Origin of the sequence: Halorubellus litoreus, from assembly GCF_037081675.1 — an archaeon.
Classification (GTDB): Archaea; Halobacteriota; Halobacteria; order Halobacteriales; family Natrialbaceae; genus Halorubellus; species Halorubellus litoreus.
In genome coordinates this window covers 329,968-348,670 of sequence record NZ_JAZAQL010000002.1, presented here as the reverse complement: position 1 = coordinate 348,670, position 18,703 = coordinate 329,968, and the positions used below count along the sequence as shown (strand labels likewise).

The following is an 18,703-nucleotide window of genomic DNA, read 5'->3' as shown; positions in this document are numbered from 1 at the left end:
GTCTTACGTCGCCCGCGAGTGACGTTCGCCGTATGCCCGCGGACCTCCAGGAGAAGACCGACCGCTACCACGACCTCCTCGCCGAAGCGCTCGACGAGGTCGAGGTGTGCGCGCCCGAGGACACGCCGATGGGCGAGGCCGCCCTGGAGTGCCTCGAGATGGCGGCGTCGTACCTCGACGACGGCGAGCACTTCCGCGCGAACGACGACCCCGTGAACGCGCTCGCCGCGTTCTCCTACGGCCACGCGTGGCTCGACGCCGGCGCGCGCGTCGGCCTGTTCGACGTCCCGCGCGAAGGCCACCTGTTCACGCAGTGACCGCGTCGGTCGCGCCCGTCGCTCCGCTCGTCGCGGTCGTCGCGGTCGCCCCGTCAACGAACGCGCTCCGAACGACAGACGCGCTCCGAACGACAGACGCGCTCCGAACGACAGACGCGCTCCGAACGACAGACGCGCTCCGAACGACGGGCGTGCCTCGGGCGACGTATGCGGTCCTTTCCAGGCGAGTTGGCGGCGACTACTGACTCGTGCTCGCCCGTGCGCCGAGAACGAGTTGGCTAACTATACTCGCGGTAGTCGACGGTGTACTCGACCGATGGTGACCGACGTTGGAACGTAGCACACAGCGGGCCGCCGGCCCCGCCGATGGAGACGACGACGTCCGCGTCGGCGTCCTGAGTCTCCACAACAGCAAGGAGACGAAAGCCATCCTGAACGCCGTGGAAGCACTCGGCCACCACCCCGAGTGGTTGCGGTCGGAGAACACCGTCGTCCGCTTCGAGGACGAGCACGCCACGCTTTCGCCCGACGTCGACGTCGTCGTGAACCGACTCCTGCTCTCGAACACCGACCAGCCCGCCGAGGCGCAGGGGCTCGCGCTGACGCTCGGCGCAATCCGTCCGATGCTGAACGCGCCCGAGGCGACGGCGCGTGCCGCGCACAAGACCGCCACCGCGGCGTGGCTGACCGACGCCGGCCTCCCGATACCGAAGACGGTGTTCGCGCTCAGCGGCGACCAACTGAACCGCGTTCGCGGCGAGTTCGGCCCGGAAGCCGTGTACAAGACCGCGATCGGGACCCACGGCGGTGGCGCGTGGAAGGTCGGAGAGACCGAACAGCTCACGGCGAGCGTCGGGAAGCGGCGCGCGTTCCTCCAGGCGCTCGTCGGTCGCGACGGCGAGACGCCGCGGGACCTCCGCGTGTACGTCGTCGACGGCGACGTCGTCGGCGCGATGTATCGGTACGCCCCCGAGAGCGACTGGCGGACGAACGTCGCGCGCGGCGGCGTCGTCGAGGACGCGACCGGGTCGGCGCCACCGGCCGCGTTCGACCTCGCGCGCCGAGCGACCACGACGCTCGGCCTGGACTGCGCCGGCGTCGACCTCATCGAGGGCGACGACGACGCGTGGTACGTCCTCGAGGTGAACCCGACCGCGGGCTTCAAAGGCCTCTACGAGGCCACCGGGCACAGTCCAGCCCCGCACATCGCGCGCCACGCCATCGAGCACGCCGGTGGGAGCGTGGACGACGAGCGCGTGCACACGCTCGCGTCGACGCTCGACGACTCCGTCCCGGCGTGCAAGCCGGTCCCCGAGTCGGTCCGGGACGCGGGCGCGACGACCATCGGGTTCACCGAGACCGTCGTCGTCACCGGCACGACCGGGTCGAAGACCGTCGTCGCGAAGTCCGACTCCGGGGCGACGCGGACGAGCATCGACCTCCGGCTCGCCGCCGACGTCGGCGCCGGCCCCATCCACAACGTCTCACGCGTCCGTTCAGGGAGCAGCAAGGACGCGAAGCGACGGCCGGTCGTCGACCTCGTGATCGGCATCGGCGGGGAACAGCACACGGTCGCGGCGAACATCGAGGACCGCTCGCACATGACCCATCGCCTGCTGCTCGGTCGGGACGTCCTGAAGAACTACCACCTCGACGTCAGCCGGCGCGTCGAGGACCGCGCGGAGGTCGGGCACGAGGAGTGAGGTGGCGGTCGCGGCCTCGCGTCCCGCGCCAGTGCCGTCCGCCCGCTCGTCCGGTCAGTTCTCGAGGTCGCCGCCGAGCGCGCGTTCGACGACCGATTCGAGGACGCCGCGAGCGTCCCGCGCCTCCGCGAGGTCGACGTGCTCGTCGACGGTGTGAGCCTGCGAGAGGCTCCCGGGCCCCCAGACGACCGCGGGGATGCCGGCGGCGACGAACTCGCGGGCGTCCGTCGCGGCGGTCATCCCCCACGGGTCGCTCGGCGCGCGGTCGCCGGTCTCCGCGCGGACGAGGTCGGCGAGCGCGTGGTCCGCGGGGATGCTCGCGGACTCGTAGTACTGGACGGTCTCGCGCTCGGCGTCGACGTCGTCCTCGCGCGCCGCGGCGGCGAGCACGTCGTCGACCTCCGCGTCGACGTTCTCGATGGACTCGCCGGGGAGCACTCGCCGGTCGAGGAGGAACTCGCAGGTGTCGGGTATCACGCCCATGTTCCCGGTCGTGCCGGCCTCGACGCTCGTCACGGACGCGTACCCGCGGCCGACGAGGTCGTCCTCGCGCTCGCGGAGCTCGGCGTCGTACTCGTCGACCCGGTCGAACAGCAGGCGCGCGGCGTCGATGGCGTTCCGACCCTCGTCTGGATGACTCGCGTGCGTCGACTCGCCGCGGACCGTGACGCGGTACGTGACGACGCCCTTCGCGCTCGTCGCCACCCGGAGGTCCGTGGGTTCGAGGACGACCGCGTAGTCGCCGCCGTATCCTTCCTCGATGCACGTCCGCGTGCCCGGAATCCCGGTCTCCTCGCCCGCCGCCGCGTGGACGACGACCGCGCCGCCGTCGAGCGCGCCACTGGGCTCGTCGCCCTCGAACCGCTCCGCGAACGCGTTCGCGGTGACGAGCGCGAGCGCCAGCCCCGTCTTCATGTCCGCGCTCCCACGTCCGTACAGCAGCTCCTGCTCGGAGCCGTCGTCGTCGCGCTCGGTGACGACCGCGGCCTCGTAAGGCTCGTGCGTCCACGCCGCCGGGTTGCCAGCCGGGACGACGTCGGTGTGCCCGTTCAGGACGACCGTCGGCGCGTCCGCGTCCGCCCCGTCGCCGCCCCGCTCGTGATCGCCGACGACGACGACCGCGTTCGGACGCTCGCGATAACCGGGCGTGTCGAGGAGTTCGGCGTCCAGGTCGTGCGCTCGCGCCCACTCGACGACGTACTCGGCGACCGCGCGCTCCTCGCCCGGCGGGTTCTCGCTCGGGATGCGAACGAGTTCGCGCGCCAGCGCGACGAGGTCGTCCGGGTAGCGAGCGCCGTGGTCCGCGTCCCCCATCGCGCCGCCATCGCCGGGCATGGTCACTCGAACGCCGCCGCGATGGCACCCTCGATATCCGCGACGAGGTCCGCGTGATGCTCGGTCCCGATACTGAGGCGGACGAGCGTCTCGGGGATGCCCGCCGCAGCGAGCGCCTCGCTCGACAGGTCCTGGTGGGTCATCGTCGCCGGGACCTCCACGAGGCTCTCCACGCCGCCGAGGGACTCCGCGAGCGTGATGACGTCCAGGCCCGCGGCGAACTCGGTGACGGTGTCGACGTCGCCTTCGAGTTCGAACGCGATCATCGCGCCGTAGTCGTCCATCTGACGCGCCGCCACGTCGTGATTCTCGTGGGACTCCAGGCCCGGATAGTAGACCTCGGTGACGTGCTCGTTCGCGACGAGGGCGTCCACGACCCTGCGAGCGTTCTCGCAGTGCCGGTCCATCCGCGAACTCAGCGTCTTCATCCCGCGGACGACGAGGAAGCAATCGAACGGGCTCGGGATACCGCCGCGGCGGTACTGGACGTACTCGACGTCCTCGGCGATCTCGGTATCGTTCGTCGCGACCGCGCCCGCGATAGCGTCGGAGTGCCCGCACTGGTACTTCGTGAGTGACTCCACGACGACGTCCGCGCCGAGTTCGAGCGGCCGCTGGAGGTACGGGGACGCGAACGTGTTGTCGATCGCGAGCGCGGCGTCGCCGTCGTGCGCGACGTCGGCCGCCGCCGCGATGTCACCGACGTTCAGGACGGGGTTCGTCGGCGACTCGAAGTACACGAGCGCCGTCTCCTCGCGCATCGCGTCCCGGATGGCCTCGGTGTCCGTGACGGGAACGTGCGTCATCTCGACGCCGTAGTCCGCGTACACGTCCGTCAGGAGGTCGTGGGTCTCCGCGTACAGGTTCTCCGCGGCGACGACGTGGTCGCCAGCCGACAGCGTCGCCGTGAACACCGCGTCGATCGCCGCCATCCCGGACGCGAACGCGCTCGCGTGCTCGCCGCCCTCGAAGTTCGCGAACGACTCCTCCAGCGCCGTGCGCGTCGGCACCGCGTCCCGCGAGTACCGGAACCCGGCCTTCGTCTCCGTCGGCGACGCGTACTCGTACGTCGAGTTCGCGTAGATCGGCGGCATGAGCGCCCCGAACGGGTCCCGGCGCTCGTGGGAGTGTACCTCGCGCGTCTCGAATCGATGGTCGTCCATGCACGCACCTCTCGCGACGCCTCCAAATAAATACCGCCGGCACCGGAAACGCGCTCGCACCGTCGCCCCGACGCGATTTCGGTCCCGGTAACCCCGGCTTGCCACGCCCGGACCGGTCGCACCGTTGGTCGTTGACGAATCCGGCCGGAATCGCCCGCCGTCGTTAGAGTCATGTGGGGGGAGCGAGTCGAGACGAACGAATGGAGGGCGTTCTGTGGTACGTCTTGACCGGCACGCGCGGCGGTGAGAACCGCATCCGCCTGCTGGACGCCATCGACGAACGCCCACGGAACGCGAACCAGCTCGCGGAGGCACTGGACCTGGACTACAAGACCGTCAGACACCATCTCGACGTGCTCGTGGACAACGACGTCGTCAAGAAATCCGGCGACGACTACGGCGCCGTCTACCTCCCGACCCAGCAGGCGCGGGACCACTGGCACGTCGTCGAGGAGGTATCCGCGGAGGTCGAAGCATGAGAACGAGGACGACGCACCGCGAGGCCATCGACTGGCCGGTTCGCGGCCCGAAACCGCCGAAGGGGGAAGAGACTGTGGCCGAAATTGGGAAAGAGTATATCCACGACAGCACGGTAAGGTGGTGTAGATGAGTATCTGGGTGACCGTCGCACAAGTTGCGGCGGGCGTGAACGTGGTGCTACTGCTGGCCCTGACGTACGTGTGGGGCCGGAACTACGCGAAGTTCCGGTCGAAGCACACGCTCGGCCTCCTCGTGTTCGCGCTGCTGTTGCTCGCGGAGAACGTCGGCGTCGTCTACTACTACGTGCTCGACCCGCAGCTCTCCGCGTGGTGGGGGAGCGCGGTGCCGGACATCGTCTGGCAGTGGCAGATGGCGATCCACGTCGTCGAAGCCGTCGCGCTCGCGTTCCTGACGTGGACCGCCTGGGACTGACGTCGCGCGAACCCACCCTCGACACGCGAACCCGGTCTCCCGCCACACGGACTCGTTCTCCCGCTACACGGACTCGTTCTCCAGCCCCGCGAGACCTTCGTCGTCGTCGCGAGCCCTGGCGACGGGGTTGGCGCGATAGCCGAGTCGACGTGCGAGCGGCGCGAGCGCGCCGAAGGCGAGTTTCTGGACGGCGAGCGGCGGCGACGCGAGGTGCAGGAGGTCGTAGCCGTAGGCGTCGTAGAGCGCGGCGACCTGGAGGGATGAGGGCGTCCCGGCGTCGTCGAGCGCGCCGCGGCGCCCGAGCGCGGCGAGGTCGCGGAGGAACCCCTCGGTCTGGAGTGCTGGCTCGATGCGGATGGTGACGTGGAGTGCGTCGTCGCCGCCGGTGCGCCACGTGTGCGGCGTGCCGCGTGGGACGGTGACCGTCTCGCCGGCGTCGTGGCGCGTCGCGTCGCCGTCGACGACGAGTTCGAGCGTTCCGTCCGCGACCGTGAAGGATTCGTCCTGGCGCGGATGGACGTGGCTCGGTAACGCCCGCATGCCGGGAGCGGTCCAGCAGTCGAACGCGAGCGGGTCGGACTCTGGGTCGTCGGGCGGCGAGTGGAAGTGGAAGCGCTCGGTCGTCACTGGGTTCTCGACGTACGACGGGTCCGCGGGGTCGACGGTCGACGGGACGGGGAGTTCGTGCATACCGCTCGATACGCCCGCAGGTGTGCTAAATCCTCGCACGCCGACGGTGCCGCGAACGCTCTGTTTAAATACGTCCGGTCATCTCGCTGCGTCGACCAGGTGGTCCGCGAACCGACCGTCGAACCCGGACACGGTGGTGACTCTATGGTTAGAATTGGGTGAGAGGCGGGCCGTAGTTCGGAATATCCTCTTTAAGTAGGTCGTGGTGGGACCGTGTATGCGGTCACGCATCACCGTGTTGCTGGTCGTCTGCATGTTCGCGATCTCCGGGGTCGCGACGGCGACGGCTGGCACCACGCAGGCAGTGGACGCGACGAATGAATCGATAGAAGGGAACCAAGCGGCCGTCGAATCAGCAGACCAAACGCAAGCGATGGTGCAGTTCTCCGGTGGCACCAGTGGCGGGACGACAGTCACCGTGGACCAGGTCACCCTCTCCGAGGGTGGGTTCGTGACAATCCACGACTCCACGCTCGGGGACGGCGACGTCCTCGGGAGCGTCCGTGGGACCAGCGAGTACCTCGAAGCGGGCACGCACGAGAACGTCACCGTGACGCTCGACGAACCCCTGACGAACGACTCGACGCTGTTCGCGATGGCCCACCAGGACACGAACGACGACCGCGCGTACACGTTCGTCTCCTCGAACGGCCAGGTCGACGGCCCGTACACGATGGACGGCGACATCGTGATGGCGTCGGCGAACGTCACGGTCTCCGCGACCGTGTCCGCGACGGACATCCCGACGAACGGCGGCGTCATCGTCGTCGACCGCGTCGAGCTCTCCCAGGGTGGCTTCGTGACGATTCACGACGCCTCCGTCACCGATGGCGCGGTGTTCGAGAGCATCCGCGGCACGAGCGACTACCTCGAAGCGGGCGTGCACGAGAACGTCCGCATCACGCTCCAGAGCGCCGTGACGCGGAACACCACGCTCGTTCCGATGGCGCACATGGACACCGACGGCGACCAGGAGTACGACTTCGCGACGAGCGACGGCAGCGACGACGGCCCGTACGCGACCGCCGACGGGAGCGCGGTCGTCGACACGATGAGCGTCGTGCAGACGAACACGGCCGAGGCGACGCTCGCGAACCAGACGAGCGGCGGCGAGCGCGTCGTCGTCGAGGACGTCTTCGTGCCCCAGGGCGGGTTCGTGACGATCCACGACGCGACCCTGCTCGACGGCGACGTCTTCGACAGCGTCCGCGGCACGAGCGCGAAGCTCGCGCCCGGCTACCACGAGCAGGTCGAGGTCGTCCTCGACGACGGCATCGAGAACGAGTCGACGCTCATCGCGATGCCGCACAAGGACACGGACCGCGACGACACGTACGACTTCCCGTCGACCGAAGGCAGCCAGGACGGCCCCTACACGGATGGTGGGAGTGCTGTCGTGGACGTCGGCACGGTGTCGGTGAGCGCGAGCGTGTCGATGGCCGACCAGACGAGTGACGGCACGACCGTGACGGTCACCGACGTCGACCTCAGCGAGGGCGGGTTCGTGACGATCCACGACAGCTCGCTGTTCGCGGGCGAGACGTTCGGGAGCGTCGTCGGCACGAGCGCGTACCTCGAAGCCGGTCACCACGAAGAAGTGACGGTGACGCTCGAGGAACCCATCCGGGACACGGCGACGCTCGTCCCGATGGCGCACGAGGACACCGACGGTGACCAGACGTACGACTTCCTCACGAGCGACGGGAGCGACGACGGTCCCTACGTCGCGAACGGCGGCGCTGTCGTCGACACGGCTCGCGTCAGCGTGCAGGCGGTCGTGACCGCGACGAACCAGACGAACGACGGGTCGATGGTCACCATCGACTCGGTGACGCTCCACGACGGCGGCTACGTGACGATTCACGACGGCACGCTGCTGGACGGTGCGGTGTTCGAGAGCGTCCGCGGCACGAGCGAGTACCTCGGCCCGGGCACGCACGAGAACGTGACCGTGATGCTCGACTCGCCCCTGAGCGAGAACGCGACGGTCGTCCCGATGGCGCACAAGGAGACCGACGGCGACGAGACGTACGACTTCCTCACGAGCGAGGGCGGCGCTGACGGTCCCTACGTCGCAGCCGGTGGTGCGGTCGTGACGACCGCGCAAGTGACGGTGACGCCGACGGCGACCGTCTCCTTCAGCGCGCAGGAGACCGACGGCCAGACGGTGGTCGTCGACTCCGTGACGATGAACAAGGGCGGGTTCGTGACCATCCACGACGCCAGCCTGCAGGACGGCGCGGTCTTCGAGAGCGTCCGCGGCACGAGCGCGTACCTCGAAGCGGGCACGCACGAGGACGTCGAGATCACGCTCGACTCGCCGGTCGAGGAGGACACGACGCTCATCGCGATGCCCCACCAGGACACCGACGGTGACGAGTCCTACGACTTCGTCGACAGCGAGGGTGCGGACGACGCGCCCTACGTCGCTGATGGCGGTGCGGTCGTCGCCGCCGGGGACGTGACGTTCACCGGCGAGACGACGACGACGTCGATGGACGAGGAGACGACGATGATGGACGAGGAGACGACGATGATGGACGAGGAGACGACGATGATGGACGAGGAGACGACGATGATGGACGACGAGGACGGTGACGAGAACGACGGCGCGTCGGGCGGGTCGCCCGGCTTCGGCATCGCCGTGGCCGTCCTCGCGCTGCTGGGCGCCGCGTTCCTGGCGCGCCGCCGGTAACGCGATCGGTCACCGCGACCGAAGCGGATTTGAACGTTTCGCGTTTCTCCGACGGATTCAAGTACGTAACTACCAACCCTATATAAAGCAGTGCAAAGGTTTATATGCTTGTCGCACTTACTATGGGTGAGGAACAGTCCTGCTGGGCTCGTCTTTCTTCTCGCCCCGCAGCCGACCGCACCCGAAGAGGACCCCAACACATGAGCGACACAACCACCACCACCGACGTCGAACAGCCCACGACCACCCGAGACGAGCGAACAGACCAGAAAACGACGACGGAGACCACCAGCGAACAGGTCGACGAGCGCGTCTGCCCCGAGTGTGGCGGCCCCGTCGCCAGCGTCGAAGCACGCGGCGAACGCGTCTGCGAGGACTGCGGGCTCGTCGTCGAAGAGGACGCCGTCGACCGCGGCCCCGAATGGCGCGCGTTCGACGCCGGCGAGCGCGACGAGAAGTCCCGCGTCGGCGCCCCCACCACGAAGATGATGCACGACGACGGGCTGTCGACGAACATCGGCTGGCAGAACAAGGACGCATACGGCCGCCAGCTCAGCTCCAGCCAGCGCCAGAAGATGCAGCGTCTCCGCACCTGGAACGAGCGCTTCCGCACCCGCGACAGCAAGGAACGCAACCTCAAGCAGGCCCTCGGCGAGATCGACCGCATGGCGTCCTCGCTCGGCCTCCCGAAGAACGTTCGGGAGACCGCGAGCGTGATCTACCGCCGCGCGCTGAACGAGGACCTCCTCCCGGGCCGCAGCATCGAGGGCGTCGCCACCGCCGCGCTCTACGCCGCCGCCCGCCAGGCCGGCACGCCCCGTAGCCTCGACGAGATCGCGCTCGTCTCGCGCGTCGACAAGATGGAGCTCACCCGGACGTACCGGTACGTCGTCCGCGAGCTCAACCTCGAGATCCAGCCCGCCGACCCCGTCCAGTACGTGCCGCGGTTCGCGAGCGAACTCGGCCTCAGCGACGAGGGCGAACGCCGCGCCCGGATGCTCCTGGACAACGCGCGCAACGCCGGCCTGCACTCCGGGAAGTCGCCCGTCGGGCTCGCCGCTGCCGCCGTCTACGCGGCCGCGCTCCTGACGAACGAGAAGGTCACGCAGAGCCAGGTCGGTGACGTCGCGAACGTCAGCGAGGTCACCATCCGGAACCGCTACAAGGAACTCCTGGAGGCGTCGGACGCCGGCGTCGCACTCGCCTGACCGGGAATCGGCTCTCGTTCGACGAGTATCGGCCGCCCGCCAGCCGGAACCAGCAGACGGCTTCGCGTGCGTTCGGGCCAGATAGCGGCAATCTTTTTCACCCCCGGTGGTGTTAGAGAGTCACATGGTCGAGACGTACGTGAGACTTCTCTGTCCCGAATGCGGCAAGGACTGGGAGACCGCGCCCGCGGACCTCCCTGCACCCGGTGACACGTTCCACTGTCCGAACTGTCACGCCAGTCGACGCACGTCCGAGTTCATGCGGACCGACCACGACCTCTCCACGCTCAAGCAACTCGGCTGACCGTTCGTCGTTCAGACAGCAGAAGACGACGCGTAGCGGGTCGCTCGCTCGATTCGGCGTTAGACGCCCGTCGACGAGCGCGCGCCACAGGCCTCGCAGCGGATGCGGAGCACGCCGTCCTCGCGCTCGAACACCGTGTCCGGGAGGCCGCACTCCGAGCACGTCACGTAGCCCTCGACGTAGTCCTCCAGTGCGTCCTGGATGCGGACCTCGCGGAAGTCGCCCTTGAGGCGAGCGCGACCGCTCTCGTCGATGTGGCCGCTCGTCCCGAGCTCGTTCTGGAGGAACTGCATCACGTGGTCCTCCTCGCGGTTCAGGCGGTCGACCGTCGCCTGGAAGTTCTCGTACACCGTCAGCTTGCCCTCCTGTCGGATGTCCGGGTCCGGCACGTCGAACCGGTCGCCGCCGGCGTCGATGTCCGGCGTCTCCTCCAGCGCGCGCTCGAGCTGGTCGTCGTAATCCATACGCCGAATACGGACCGAGCGGGCCAAAAATCTTCATACTCGACGCCTCCATCCCCCATCACCGCTGGCGCCCTCGTCGAGCGTTCGGTCGGCTGATTCGGCGAAAGCGACCGCAAATAGTCCACGTCGAGACCTGTTCGCTGCCGGTTCCGTTCGCGTCGAATCGGCATCTGGTACGCACGTGGTCGATGTTCGGGGAGCTGTGAGGTCCGGCGCGCGCGCCTCGAATCCACGACCCCGTTCGCTAAATTCAATGGTTCCGAGAACGTCACATGGTCGCTACCCCCGATAACCACGGGTATCTAAGGGTGGTGTGTTAACGCGACACGGGATAATAATATAACCCTGGGGCCGATAGATGGTTTTGGTTATGAAGAAGCAGGAGCTCATCCACCTTCACGGCCTTCTCGCGGAGGTATCCGGACAGTACGACACATGGAGCGACGGCGACCTCGACCTCGAGGAATACGAGTCCCTCGGTATTCGACCAACGTCGATCCACAAATCCAAAACCGATCACAAGGCAGCGGTGTTTGCACTCGCAGGTGGCATCACTTCTGACATGGACGACGAGGCGGAGACGGAGACCGTCGCTCCGACCGCCGACTGAGACTTCAGCCGCGTTCTACCGTAGTTACTCGTCGAACAGCCCCAGCTGCGTCGACGCACACCGACTCGGTCGTTCCTCGAGGCGCGCGCCACGCTCCTGATGATACGTCACCAGACGGTTCGAGCAGGAATCACGCTGCAGTCGCGGGGTCCGGTACCGTTCCGTGGTCGTCGTCAGTCGATGAGGTCCTCGAACTCCGGGAGGACGTCGTCGTCATCGTCGTCGCCGCTCGCAGTGTCGGCATCGTGCTCGTCTCCCGCCTTGCGCTCGTCCGCGAGGTCACTCTCGTCGGCGGTATCGCTCTCGTCAGCCGGTTCGGCCTCGTCTTCGTTCGCAGTGTCGGCGTCGCCGTCGGCTTCGGCGTCGTCCTCGTCGTCGATGACGTCGACGGAGAGCACTTCGAGGGGGATGTTCTCCAGTTGCTTCCCGATCTCCTTGCGAGCGATCCGGGAGGCGTGCTCCTCGCGTTCGACGTTGAACACCTTCATCTCCAGTTCCAGGGCGACGAGGCTCTCGTCGGCGGCGATGAACGCGGGGTCGATGGACTCGTGGCAGTGCGGGCACGCCCGCTCGCCCATGTTTATCTCGACGTAGTTGAGGTCGGGGTTCAGCATCGCGCCGGTCTTCGAGATGGCGATACGGATGGCCTCGTCCTCCGTCGACACGTCGTACACGGGCACCGCCGCTTCGACGACGACTCTGCAATCCATACGTGCCCGTGGGTTTCGCTGCCATCGGTATCAAGGTTGGCGTTACCCCCTGGGTATCGCAGGACGGCAGCGGGGAGCGTTCGGTGACGGGCCGGTGACGGGGTGGCGGAACGCGCGTGAATGGGCGGGGACCGAAAGCCCGATACCCGGGCGGTCCCCGACGGTCTCGTATGCACTCCGGGCGTTTCCCGCTCGCGGACCTCGCTGGTGGGCTCGACCTCGCGGCGACACTCGAGAGCGGGCAGTCGTACCTCTGGCGGCGCGAGGACGGCGACGCGTACGCTGGCGACGTGACGACCGACCGCGACCTCGACGACGCGCCGTGGTACTACGCGGTCCCCGACGGCGAGGTCGTTCGCGTCAGGAAGACCGAGGACGCGCTCGTCTGGGAGTCGACCGAGGACGCCCACGACCGCCTCGTCCGCTTGCTGCGGCTCGACGACGACCTGGACGCGATCTTCGCTGACGCGCCCGCGCTCGACCTCGTCGACGACGCTCGCGGCGCGTTCCCCGGGCTCCGGCTCGTCCGCGACCCGGCGTTCGGGTGCCTCATCTCGTTCATCTGCTCGACGCAGATGCGCGTCGAACGCATCCACGAGATGGTGAGTAGTCTCGCTCGCGCGTACGGCGACGCCGTCTCCTTCCAGGGGGAGACGTATCACGCGTTCCCGACGCCCGACCAGCTCGCCGCGACCACCGAGGGCGACCTCCGCGACCTCGGACTCGGATACCGTGCGCCGTACGTCCAGCGGACCGCGGAGATGGTCGCGGCCGGCGACGCCCACCCCGAGGACGCCCTCGGGCGCGAGTACGAGGCCGCCCGCGAGTACCTGACGCGGTTCGTCGGCGTCGGCGACAAGGTCGCGGACTGCATCCTCCTGTTCTCGCTGGGGTACCTCGAAGCCATCCCGCTGGACACGTGGATGCAGACCGTCGTCGCCGACCACTACCCCGACTGCGAGCGCGGGAACTACACGGAGACGAGTCGCGCGCTCCGCGAGCGCTTCGGCGGCGAGTACGCGGGCTACGTGCAGACGTACGTCTTCCACCACCTCCGGACCGCGGAGTGACCGGGGTCGACCCGGGTCGCCGCCGCGAGACCCGGTCGCGCTCGTCCACGAACCCTTCGAGCAACGTGCCAGCGTCTCTCACGAAGCCCCTATCCGGGTTCGAGCCATAGCACGGGACATGATTCGGACACTCGCTCGTCGGTGGTTCCGCTGACGGGGAGCGCGCTCGGCTCGCTGCGCGCGGCGGTCCCGTCGCGGTACCGCGACGGCGTCCTGTTCGTCTTCCTCGCGGTCCTGTTCGGCGGGTCGTTCGCTGCCATCAAGACCGGGCTCCAGGAACTCCCGCCGGTGCTGTTCGCGGGCCTCCGCTTCGACCTCGCCGCCGTCGTCCTCCTGGGGTACGTCGCGGTCGCCAGGCCGCGGTCGACGTGGCTCCCGCGAACGCGCGCCGATGCGGTCGGCATCGGCGTCGCCGCGGTCTTCCTCGTCGTCCTCAACAACGGCCTGCTGTTCGTCGGGCAGGGGACGACGACGCCGGCGGCCGCGTCCGTGATGTACGGCCTGAACCCGATACTCGCGCCGGTGTTCGCGTGGTGGTTGCTCGGCGACCGCATGTCGTGGCTGGGCGCGCTCGGTATCGGCGTCGCCCTCGGCGGGGTCGTCCTCATCGTCCAGCCGTCGCCGTCGACGTTCGGGGACGCGAGCGCGATAGGGCAGGTGCTCGTCCTCGGTGCGGCCGCCGCGGTCGCGCTCGGGAGCGTCCTCCTCCAGCGGGTCGGCGTCGACATGGAGAGCGTCTCGATGACCGCGTGGGCGATGGGCGTCGGCGCACTCCTCCTGCACGCACTCAGCCTCGGCGTCGGCGAACCGCAGGCGGCCGTCCTCGACGTCGGGCCCGCGACCGCGTGGAGCATCGTCGCCGTCGCCATCCCGTCGACCGCGGTCGCGTACGCGCTCTACTTCGGCCTCATCGAGCGCGTCGGCCCGGTCCGGACGAACCTCGTCGCGTACCTCGTCCCCGTGTTCGCCGCGGCGACCGGCTGGCTGTTCCTCGACGCGACCGTCGACGCGGTGACCGTCGCCGGGTTCCTCGTCGTCGTCGCGGGCGTCGCGCTCGTCGAACGCCAGGTCGTCACCGCGGAACTCCGGCGCGCCACCCGGCGGCTCCGCGGCGGGGGCGACGACAGCCGCGAGCCAGCGGCCCGGTCCGGCGACGAACGCGGCGAGCCGTGCGAGGCCCCCTGCGACGACTGACCCGCCGTCGGCGACGGGTCGACCGTCGACGCGACCGCTTCACGAATAGTTTTCATACGGGCGTTGGAACGTCGTCGTATGGAACTCGGCACGGGTCTGTTCACCTGTCAGTCGCGGCCGGACGACGACCGCTCGATGGACGAGCTCTACGACGAGATGCTCACCGTGGCGAGCACCGCGGACGACGCGGGCCTGGACTCGGTGTGGGTGAGCGAGCATCACTTCATGGCGGACGGTTACCTGTCGGGGACGATGCCGAGTCTCGGCGCGCTCGCCGCCGCGACCGACGATATCGAGATCGGGACGTGCATCGCGCTCGCGCCGCTGTACGACGGCGTGCGGCTCGCGGAAGACGTCGCGACCGCGGACAACATCGCTGGCGACCGCGTGACGCTCGGGCTCGCCATCGGGTCGAACCCCGCGGAGTTCGACGCGTTCGGCGTCCCACAGGAGGAGCGCGTGGAGCGCCTCGCCGACCAGGTGAACCTCCTGAAGGCGGCGTGGAGCGAGGGGCCGCTCGACTACGACGCGGAGTTCCACGACGTCGACCCGAGCGTGAACGTGACGCCGAAGCCCGTCGAGAACGACGTCCCCATCATGCTCGGCGGCGGCGCGAAGCCCGCGGTCCGGCGTGCGGCCCGGGAGGCGGACGCGTGGTGTGCGCCGTCGAAGCTCTCGGTCGGTGGCCTCAAGAAGCGCGTCGAGGACATCGCGAACGTCCGCGAGGAGGAGGACGTCGACGGCGAGTTCACGAACTACGTCCTCCAGCACGGCTGGGTCGGCGACTCCGAGGAGGAGGCGTGGGAGACGATGAAGGACGGCTACTTCTACATCCAGCGGCGGTACGCGGAGATCTTCAGCGGCGAGACGGTCGAGGAGCTGGACGACGAACGCAAGCAGGAGCTCAAGGAGCAGGCGATATTCGGGACGCCCGAGCAGGTCGTCGAGGAACTCGAGACGTACCGGGAGGCGTTAGGCGACGACACGCACTTCATCTTCCGGACGTACCACCCCGGCGTCGGCACCGACGAGATGGTCGAGTGCATCGAGCGGCTCGGCGACGAGGTCGCGCCCGACCTCCGGTAGACGCGGCCAGGGTCGCGTCACCAGCCTCACGGGGTTTACATTAGACGTAAACCTCTCGGGCGGTGTCGGCGACGCCCCCGCCGTCGGGCCGTCCGGAACCCGTACCGATACGAGGCTCCGGGTCCTCTGGCGAGGCATGGGATTCCACACGTTCCCCGTCGACCGCGCGGAGGCGCTGGAGGACGAGTCGCGGTATCGGTACTGTTCGCCCGAGGAACTCGTCGCGGCGCTCGCGCTCGACGGCGACGAGACCGTCGCGGACCTCGGGTCCGGGACGGGGTTCTACACGGACGACGTCGCGCCGTTCGCCGGCGAGACGTACGCGGTCGACGTCCAGAGCGAGATGCACGACATCTACCGCGAGAAGGGTGCGCCCGAGAACGTCTCGTTCGTCACGGCGGCGGTCGCGGACCTGCCGTTCGACGACGACGAGCTGGACGCGGCGTACTCGACGATGACGCACCACGAGTACGCGGACGCGGCCGGACTCGCGGAACTGCGGCGCGTGCTCGCGCCCGGCGGCCGCCTGGTGACCGTCGACTGGAGCGCGACCGGTGCGGGCGAGGACGGGCCGCCGACCGACGAGCGGTTCTCACCGGCGGACGCCGTCGAGGACCTCGAAGCTGCCGGGTTCACCGTCGAGCGCGCGAGCGAACGCCCCGAGACGTTCCTCGTCGTCGCCACCGCCTGAGTCCCGCTCGACGCCGCCGGGGCGCGTGACGCAGTGCCCGGCCGGCGCGATGGCGCAGAACTGACCGAACGTACACCGCCTTGTATGTGATTAAACAATATGGGCACCCCGGGATGGTATGGGGTGGTATCAGGGGAAGCCTTAACCCTGTGAATTGGTCACATCCTCCTACGATGGTACGGACTGACGCGTTCACACCGGGCGAGGCCGAGTACGAGTGCGTGCGATGCGGTGCACGCCTCGAGAGTCAGGCGGACACCTGCGACGACCCGTTCTGTGACGGCGCGCCGCGCAACATCGGGGTCGCACGAGAGTAACGGCACGCTGCAGCGAGGACCTGGCAGACCTCTATTCCGTCCCGCGACCCGGCCACGCACGGGCTGGCCGGGCCGCGACCCGACCGCGAGAGCGGTCGTCCTTCTCACGTCGTTCTGGCCACGCACCGCCAGTAGATCAGCATCATTACTGGTTCGTCACGCGGGAGCAGACTTATTACCGTGCATGTCAATATCTAACGTACAGAGATGGACGGACGAACCACGAAACCAGAACGAACGGTACAGACGTTCGAATGCACTCGCTGCGGCGACCGCCTCGACAGCGCCTCGGACTCGTGCTCGGACCCGCTGTGCGACGGCGAACCGCGGAGCATCGGCGTCGCCAGGGAGTGACGCGGCGCTAGAAGTCCGGGAGGTCCTCCGGCGGCTCGTACTCCGACTCCCAGTCCACGTACTCCTCTTTGAGCACGTCACACACCACCTGCCCGAACTCCGTCAGCGACGCGTTCAGCGACGACACCGTACTCCACTCGTCGAGTTCTGGATGGTAGTCGCGCTCCTTCCAGTCCTCCGGGATCCCCGGCGCGTGATAGCCGACGCGGTCCGCAAACCCGTCCCAGAAGAAGTCGAACTCCGCGAACATCGCCAGGTCCGTCGCGATACCGAACTCGCGCTCGTCGAGGTCCGTGTCCTCGGCCCACTCGTCGAACGCACGCTCCCACGCACCCTCGCGGAGGAACACCTCCAGTTCCTCGCGCTTGTAGTCCGTGTCACCGACGATCTCGGCGTCCTCGTACTCGTTCGGGTCGACCTCCTCGAGCTCCGGTACCGGCGGCGTGTCAACGTCGAGTCCCATACCCGACCCGACGCCTGCAGCGCGGATAAGGATTCCCGGACGCGGCCCCCGGAGCGACCGTCGCGAACACGCGGAATCGCGAGCCCAGGGACGCTGTTTTCGCGCGGCGAACGGACGGAACTGTTTAGTCGAGGCCACCCCAGGAGTGGTGTATGAGCGACTTCGACCTCGACCTCCGCGCCGTCGAAGACCACCTCGACGACGAGGACGAGGACGCGGACCTCACCGGGAGCGTCCGCCTTGGCGTCCTCGACGGCACCACACCCGGCAGCGAGTGGTACGACACCGTCATGGACGGGAACGTCCTCGTCCTCGACGTCAAAGGCGACGTGAACGAACTCGCCGCCGGGTTCGCGCGCGACGTCCGCGAGGACGACGGCTCGCTCGTGCACTTCCGCGGGTTCCTCATCGTCTCCCCGCCCGGTATCGACATCGACACGAGCGACCTCTGACTGCCAGCCCCGAACGCCGACCGGGCCGGCGTATCCTGATTCGAGCCCTGCTATCGCGACGTTCCAACGACAGCAGCGCCCACCAGCACAGTCGGCAGTCCCCCACCGTCGTTCGAGGAGGCGCCACGACCGGCTATTTACGTGCGGCCGTCGACGTGTCGGTATGAGCGACAGTCTCCTTCGCCGGTTCGGGAACGCGGTCGAGCGAGTGGTCGTCGACCGGAACTACCTGCGGTTCCAGCGAGCGGTGCTGGTCGCGACGGTCGTGCTCCTCGCCGCGAACGCGGTCGTCGCGTTCGACGTCGTCGCACTCGACCCTGGACTCGCGGACGTCCTGTGGGACGCCGGGATGCTCGCGTTCGCGCTGTTCCTCGTCACGGGCCTCCTGCAGACCATCGCGCTCGCCCGGAGCTACGACCGCGGTCGCGCCCGCGTCCAGGAGGCCGCGGACGAACTCGAGACCACGGCTGCGGACGTCGAACGGACCGCTGACGAACTCGAGGAGACCGCCGAGACCGTCCAGTCCGCGGCCGACGAGGTCGAAGCGGTCGGGTCGAAGGTCGGGACGGCCGCCGAGAGCATCGACGAGGTCGCGTCCGAGGCCGACGTCGACCCGCCGGTCGACCCGGACGAGGTCAAGTCCGTCGCGGACGACGTCGACGAGACGACCGAGCGCGTCCGCGAGCAATCCAACGAGGTCAAGGAGCGCTCGAAGGAGATCAAGGACAAGACGAACGCCGCGAAGGAAGCGGCCAAGGGCGCGAAGCAAGCGACCGACGGCGACTACGAGTTCGCCGAGACCGACAGCGAAGGCCCCGAACGCGAAGCGAACGGAGACGACGACGCGCAGGGCGAGGACGAGCCCGACGACGCCGACAGCCACGACGACGAACGGGAGGACGAACCCGACGACGCCGACAGCCACGACGACGAACGGTAGGACGTCATCCACGACCACGACGGGTCGTCCGCGGTCGCGTCCACCGCTTTCAGTCGAATTATAT

22 protein-coding genes and 1 pseudogene are annotated in these 18,703 nt (G+C 68.5%); 17 read left to right on the top strand and 6 right to left on the bottom strand.

Going from position 1 to position 18,703, the window contains the following annotated elements; translation table 11 throughout:
* Positions 1-32 precede the first annotated feature (32 nt).
* Together VYJ16_RS08975 and VYJ16_RS08970 are read left to right on the top strand one after the other, a co-directional pair.
* A complete protein-coding gene (locus VYJ16_RS08975; protein ID WP_336349973.1) occupies positions 33-317 on the top strand; it encodes a DUF357 domain-containing protein in 285 nt (94 codons plus the stop codon).
* Between the two features lie 290 nt (positions 318-607).
* Entirely contained in the window at positions 608-1,981 is a 1,374-nt protein-coding gene (locus VYJ16_RS08970; RefSeq protein WP_336349972.1) for a RimK family alpha-L-glutamate ligase, read from the top strand.
* 54 nt (positions 1,982-2,035) lie between these two features.
* Here VYJ16_RS08970 and VYJ16_RS08965 read toward each other — a convergent pair whose 3' ends face one another.
* Both VYJ16_RS08965 and VYJ16_RS08960 read right to left on the bottom strand, forming a co-directional pair.
* Complete coding sequence (locus VYJ16_RS08965; protein ID WP_336349971.1) at positions 2,036-3,316, bottom strand: M20 family metallopeptidase; 1,281 nt, start codon at positions 3,314-3,316, stop codon at positions 2,036-2,038.
* Between the two features lie 2 nt (positions 3,317-3,318).
* Positions 3,319-4,479 (bottom strand): trans-sulfuration enzyme family protein, encoded by a 1,161-nt coding sequence (locus VYJ16_RS08960; RefSeq protein WP_336349970.1) that lies wholly within the window; start codon positions 4,477-4,479, stop codon positions 3,319-3,321.
* Positions 4,480-4,679: 200 nt separating this feature from the next.
* Here VYJ16_RS08960 and VYJ16_RS08955 point away from each other — a divergent pair, with 200 nt between their 5' ends.
* Both VYJ16_RS08955 and VYJ16_RS08950 read left to right on the top strand, forming a co-directional pair.
* Entirely contained in the window at positions 4,680-4,958 is a 279-nt protein-coding gene (locus VYJ16_RS08955) for an ArsR/SmtB family transcription factor (RefSeq protein ID WP_336349969.1), read from the top strand.
* A gap of 127 nt (positions 4,959-5,085) precedes the next feature.
* A complete protein-coding gene (locus tag VYJ16_RS08950) occupies positions 5,086-5,391 on the top strand; it encodes a DUF8036 family membrane protein (RefSeq protein WP_336349968.1) in 306 nt (101 codons plus the stop codon).
* Between the two features lie 63 nt (positions 5,392-5,454).
* On the opposite strand, the gene VYJ16_RS08945 is transcribed toward VYJ16_RS08950, so the two are convergent.
* Complete coding sequence (locus VYJ16_RS08945) at positions 5,455-6,081, bottom strand: cupin domain-containing protein (RefSeq protein ID WP_336349967.1); 627 nt, start codon at positions 6,079-6,081, stop codon at positions 5,455-5,457.
* Positions 6,082-6,334: 253 nt separating this feature from the next.
* Here VYJ16_RS08945 and VYJ16_RS08940 point away from each other — a divergent pair.
* The 4 genes and pseudogenes from VYJ16_RS08940 to VYJ16_RS08930 form a co-directional block, all read left to right on the top strand.
* Positions 6,335-8,536 (top strand): annotated as a pseudogene (locus tag VYJ16_RS08940) (DUF7282 domain-containing protein); the annotation flags it as partial.
* Between the two features lie 39 nt (positions 8,537-8,575).
* The gene (locus tag VYJ16_RS22180; protein WP_418934295.1) at positions 8,576-8,776 is read left to right on the top strand and encodes a PGF-CTERM sorting domain-containing protein; all 201 of its coding nucleotides are present in this window, start codon (positions 8,576-8,578) and stop codon (positions 8,774-8,776) included.
* 200 nt (positions 8,777-8,976) lie between these two features.
* Entirely contained in the window at positions 8,977-9,984 is a 1,008-nt protein-coding gene (locus VYJ16_RS08935) for a transcription initiation factor IIB (RefSeq protein ID WP_336349965.1), read from the top strand.
* 124 nt (positions 9,985-10,108) lie between these two features.
* Entirely contained in the window at positions 10,109-10,288 is a 180-nt protein-coding gene (locus VYJ16_RS08930) for a DUF7836 family putative zinc-binding protein (protein ID WP_227134314.1), read from the top strand.
* Positions 10,289-10,347: 59 nt separating this feature from the next.
* On the opposite strand, the gene VYJ16_RS08925 is transcribed toward VYJ16_RS08930, so the two are convergent.
* Positions 10,348-10,752, bottom strand: a complete 405-nt coding sequence (locus VYJ16_RS08925) for a translation initiation factor IF-2 subunit beta (RefSeq protein WP_336349964.1) — start codon at positions 10,750-10,752, stop codon at positions 10,348-10,350.
* Between the two features lie 370 nt (positions 10,753-11,122).
* On the opposite strand from VYJ16_RS08925, the gene VYJ16_RS08920 reads away from it, so the two are divergent.
* Complete coding sequence (locus VYJ16_RS08920) at positions 11,123-11,362, top strand: UPF0058 family protein (protein WP_227134316.1); 240 nt, start codon at positions 11,123-11,125, stop codon at positions 11,360-11,362.
* Positions 11,363-11,535: 173 nt separating this feature from the next.
* On the opposite strand, the gene VYJ16_RS08915 is transcribed toward VYJ16_RS08920, so the two are convergent.
* Positions 11,536-12,072, bottom strand: a complete 537-nt coding sequence (locus VYJ16_RS08915) for a DUF555 domain-containing protein (RefSeq protein WP_336349963.1) — start codon at positions 12,070-12,072, stop codon at positions 11,536-11,538.
* Between the two features lie 170 nt (positions 12,073-12,242).
* Between VYJ16_RS08915 and VYJ16_RS08910 the strand changes: the two genes are divergently transcribed.
* The 6 genes from VYJ16_RS08910 (at position 12,243) to VYJ16_RS08885 (ending at position 16,784) form a co-directional block, all read left to right on the top strand.
* Positions 12,243-13,142, top strand: a complete 900-nt coding sequence (locus VYJ16_RS08910; protein WP_336349962.1) for a DNA-3-methyladenine glycosylase family protein — start codon at positions 12,243-12,245, stop codon at positions 13,140-13,142.
* A gap of 141 nt (positions 13,143-13,283) precedes the next feature.
* The gene (locus VYJ16_RS08905; protein ID WP_336349961.1) at positions 13,284-14,336 is read left to right on the top strand and encodes a DMT family transporter; all 1,053 of its coding nucleotides are present in this window, start codon (positions 13,284-13,286) and stop codon (positions 14,334-14,336) included.
* A gap of 78 nt (positions 14,337-14,414) precedes the next feature.
* Complete coding sequence (locus tag VYJ16_RS08900) at positions 14,415-15,422, top strand: LLM class flavin-dependent oxidoreductase (RefSeq protein WP_336349960.1); 1,008 nt, start codon at positions 14,415-14,417, stop codon at positions 15,420-15,422.
* A gap of 136 nt (positions 15,423-15,558) precedes the next feature.
* Positions 15,559-16,113: a class I SAM-dependent methyltransferase gene (locus VYJ16_RS08895; RefSeq protein ID WP_336349959.1), complete on the top strand. Its 555-nt coding sequence runs from the start codon at positions 15,559-15,561 to the stop codon at positions 16,111-16,113.
* 173 nt (positions 16,114-16,286) lie between these two features.
* Positions 16,287-16,430, top strand: coding sequence for a DUF7129 domain-containing putative zinc-binding protein (locus VYJ16_RS08890; RefSeq protein WP_336349958.1), 144 nt, complete (start codon positions 16,287-16,289; stop codon positions 16,428-16,430).
* Positions 16,431-16,637: 207 nt separating this feature from the next.
* Positions 16,638-16,784: a DUF7129 domain-containing putative zinc-binding protein gene (locus tag VYJ16_RS08885; RefSeq protein WP_336349957.1), complete on the top strand. Its 147-nt coding sequence runs from the start codon at positions 16,638-16,640 to the stop codon at positions 16,782-16,784.
* A 7-nt stretch (positions 16,785-16,791) separates the two neighbouring features.
* Here VYJ16_RS08885 and VYJ16_RS08880 read toward each other — a convergent pair whose 3' ends face one another.
* The gene (locus VYJ16_RS08880; RefSeq protein WP_336349956.1) at positions 16,792-17,247 is read right to left on the bottom strand and encodes a DUF7992 family protein; all 456 of its coding nucleotides are present in this window, start codon (positions 17,245-17,247) and stop codon (positions 16,792-16,794) included.
* A 152-nt stretch (positions 17,248-17,399) separates the two neighbouring features.
* Between VYJ16_RS08880 and VYJ16_RS08875 the strand changes: the two genes are divergently transcribed.
* Together VYJ16_RS08875 and VYJ16_RS08870 are read left to right on the top strand one after the other, a co-directional pair.
* Positions 17,400-17,699 (top strand): DUF5779 family protein, encoded by a 300-nt coding sequence (locus VYJ16_RS08875; RefSeq protein WP_336349955.1) that lies wholly within the window; start codon positions 17,400-17,402, stop codon positions 17,697-17,699.
* A 163-nt stretch (positions 17,700-17,862) separates the two neighbouring features.
* On the top strand, positions 17,863-18,639 hold the full coding sequence (locus VYJ16_RS08870) for a hypothetical protein (protein WP_336349954.1): 777 nt from the start codon (positions 17,863-17,865) through the stop codon (positions 18,637-18,639).
* Positions 18,640-18,703 lie beyond the last annotated feature (64 nt).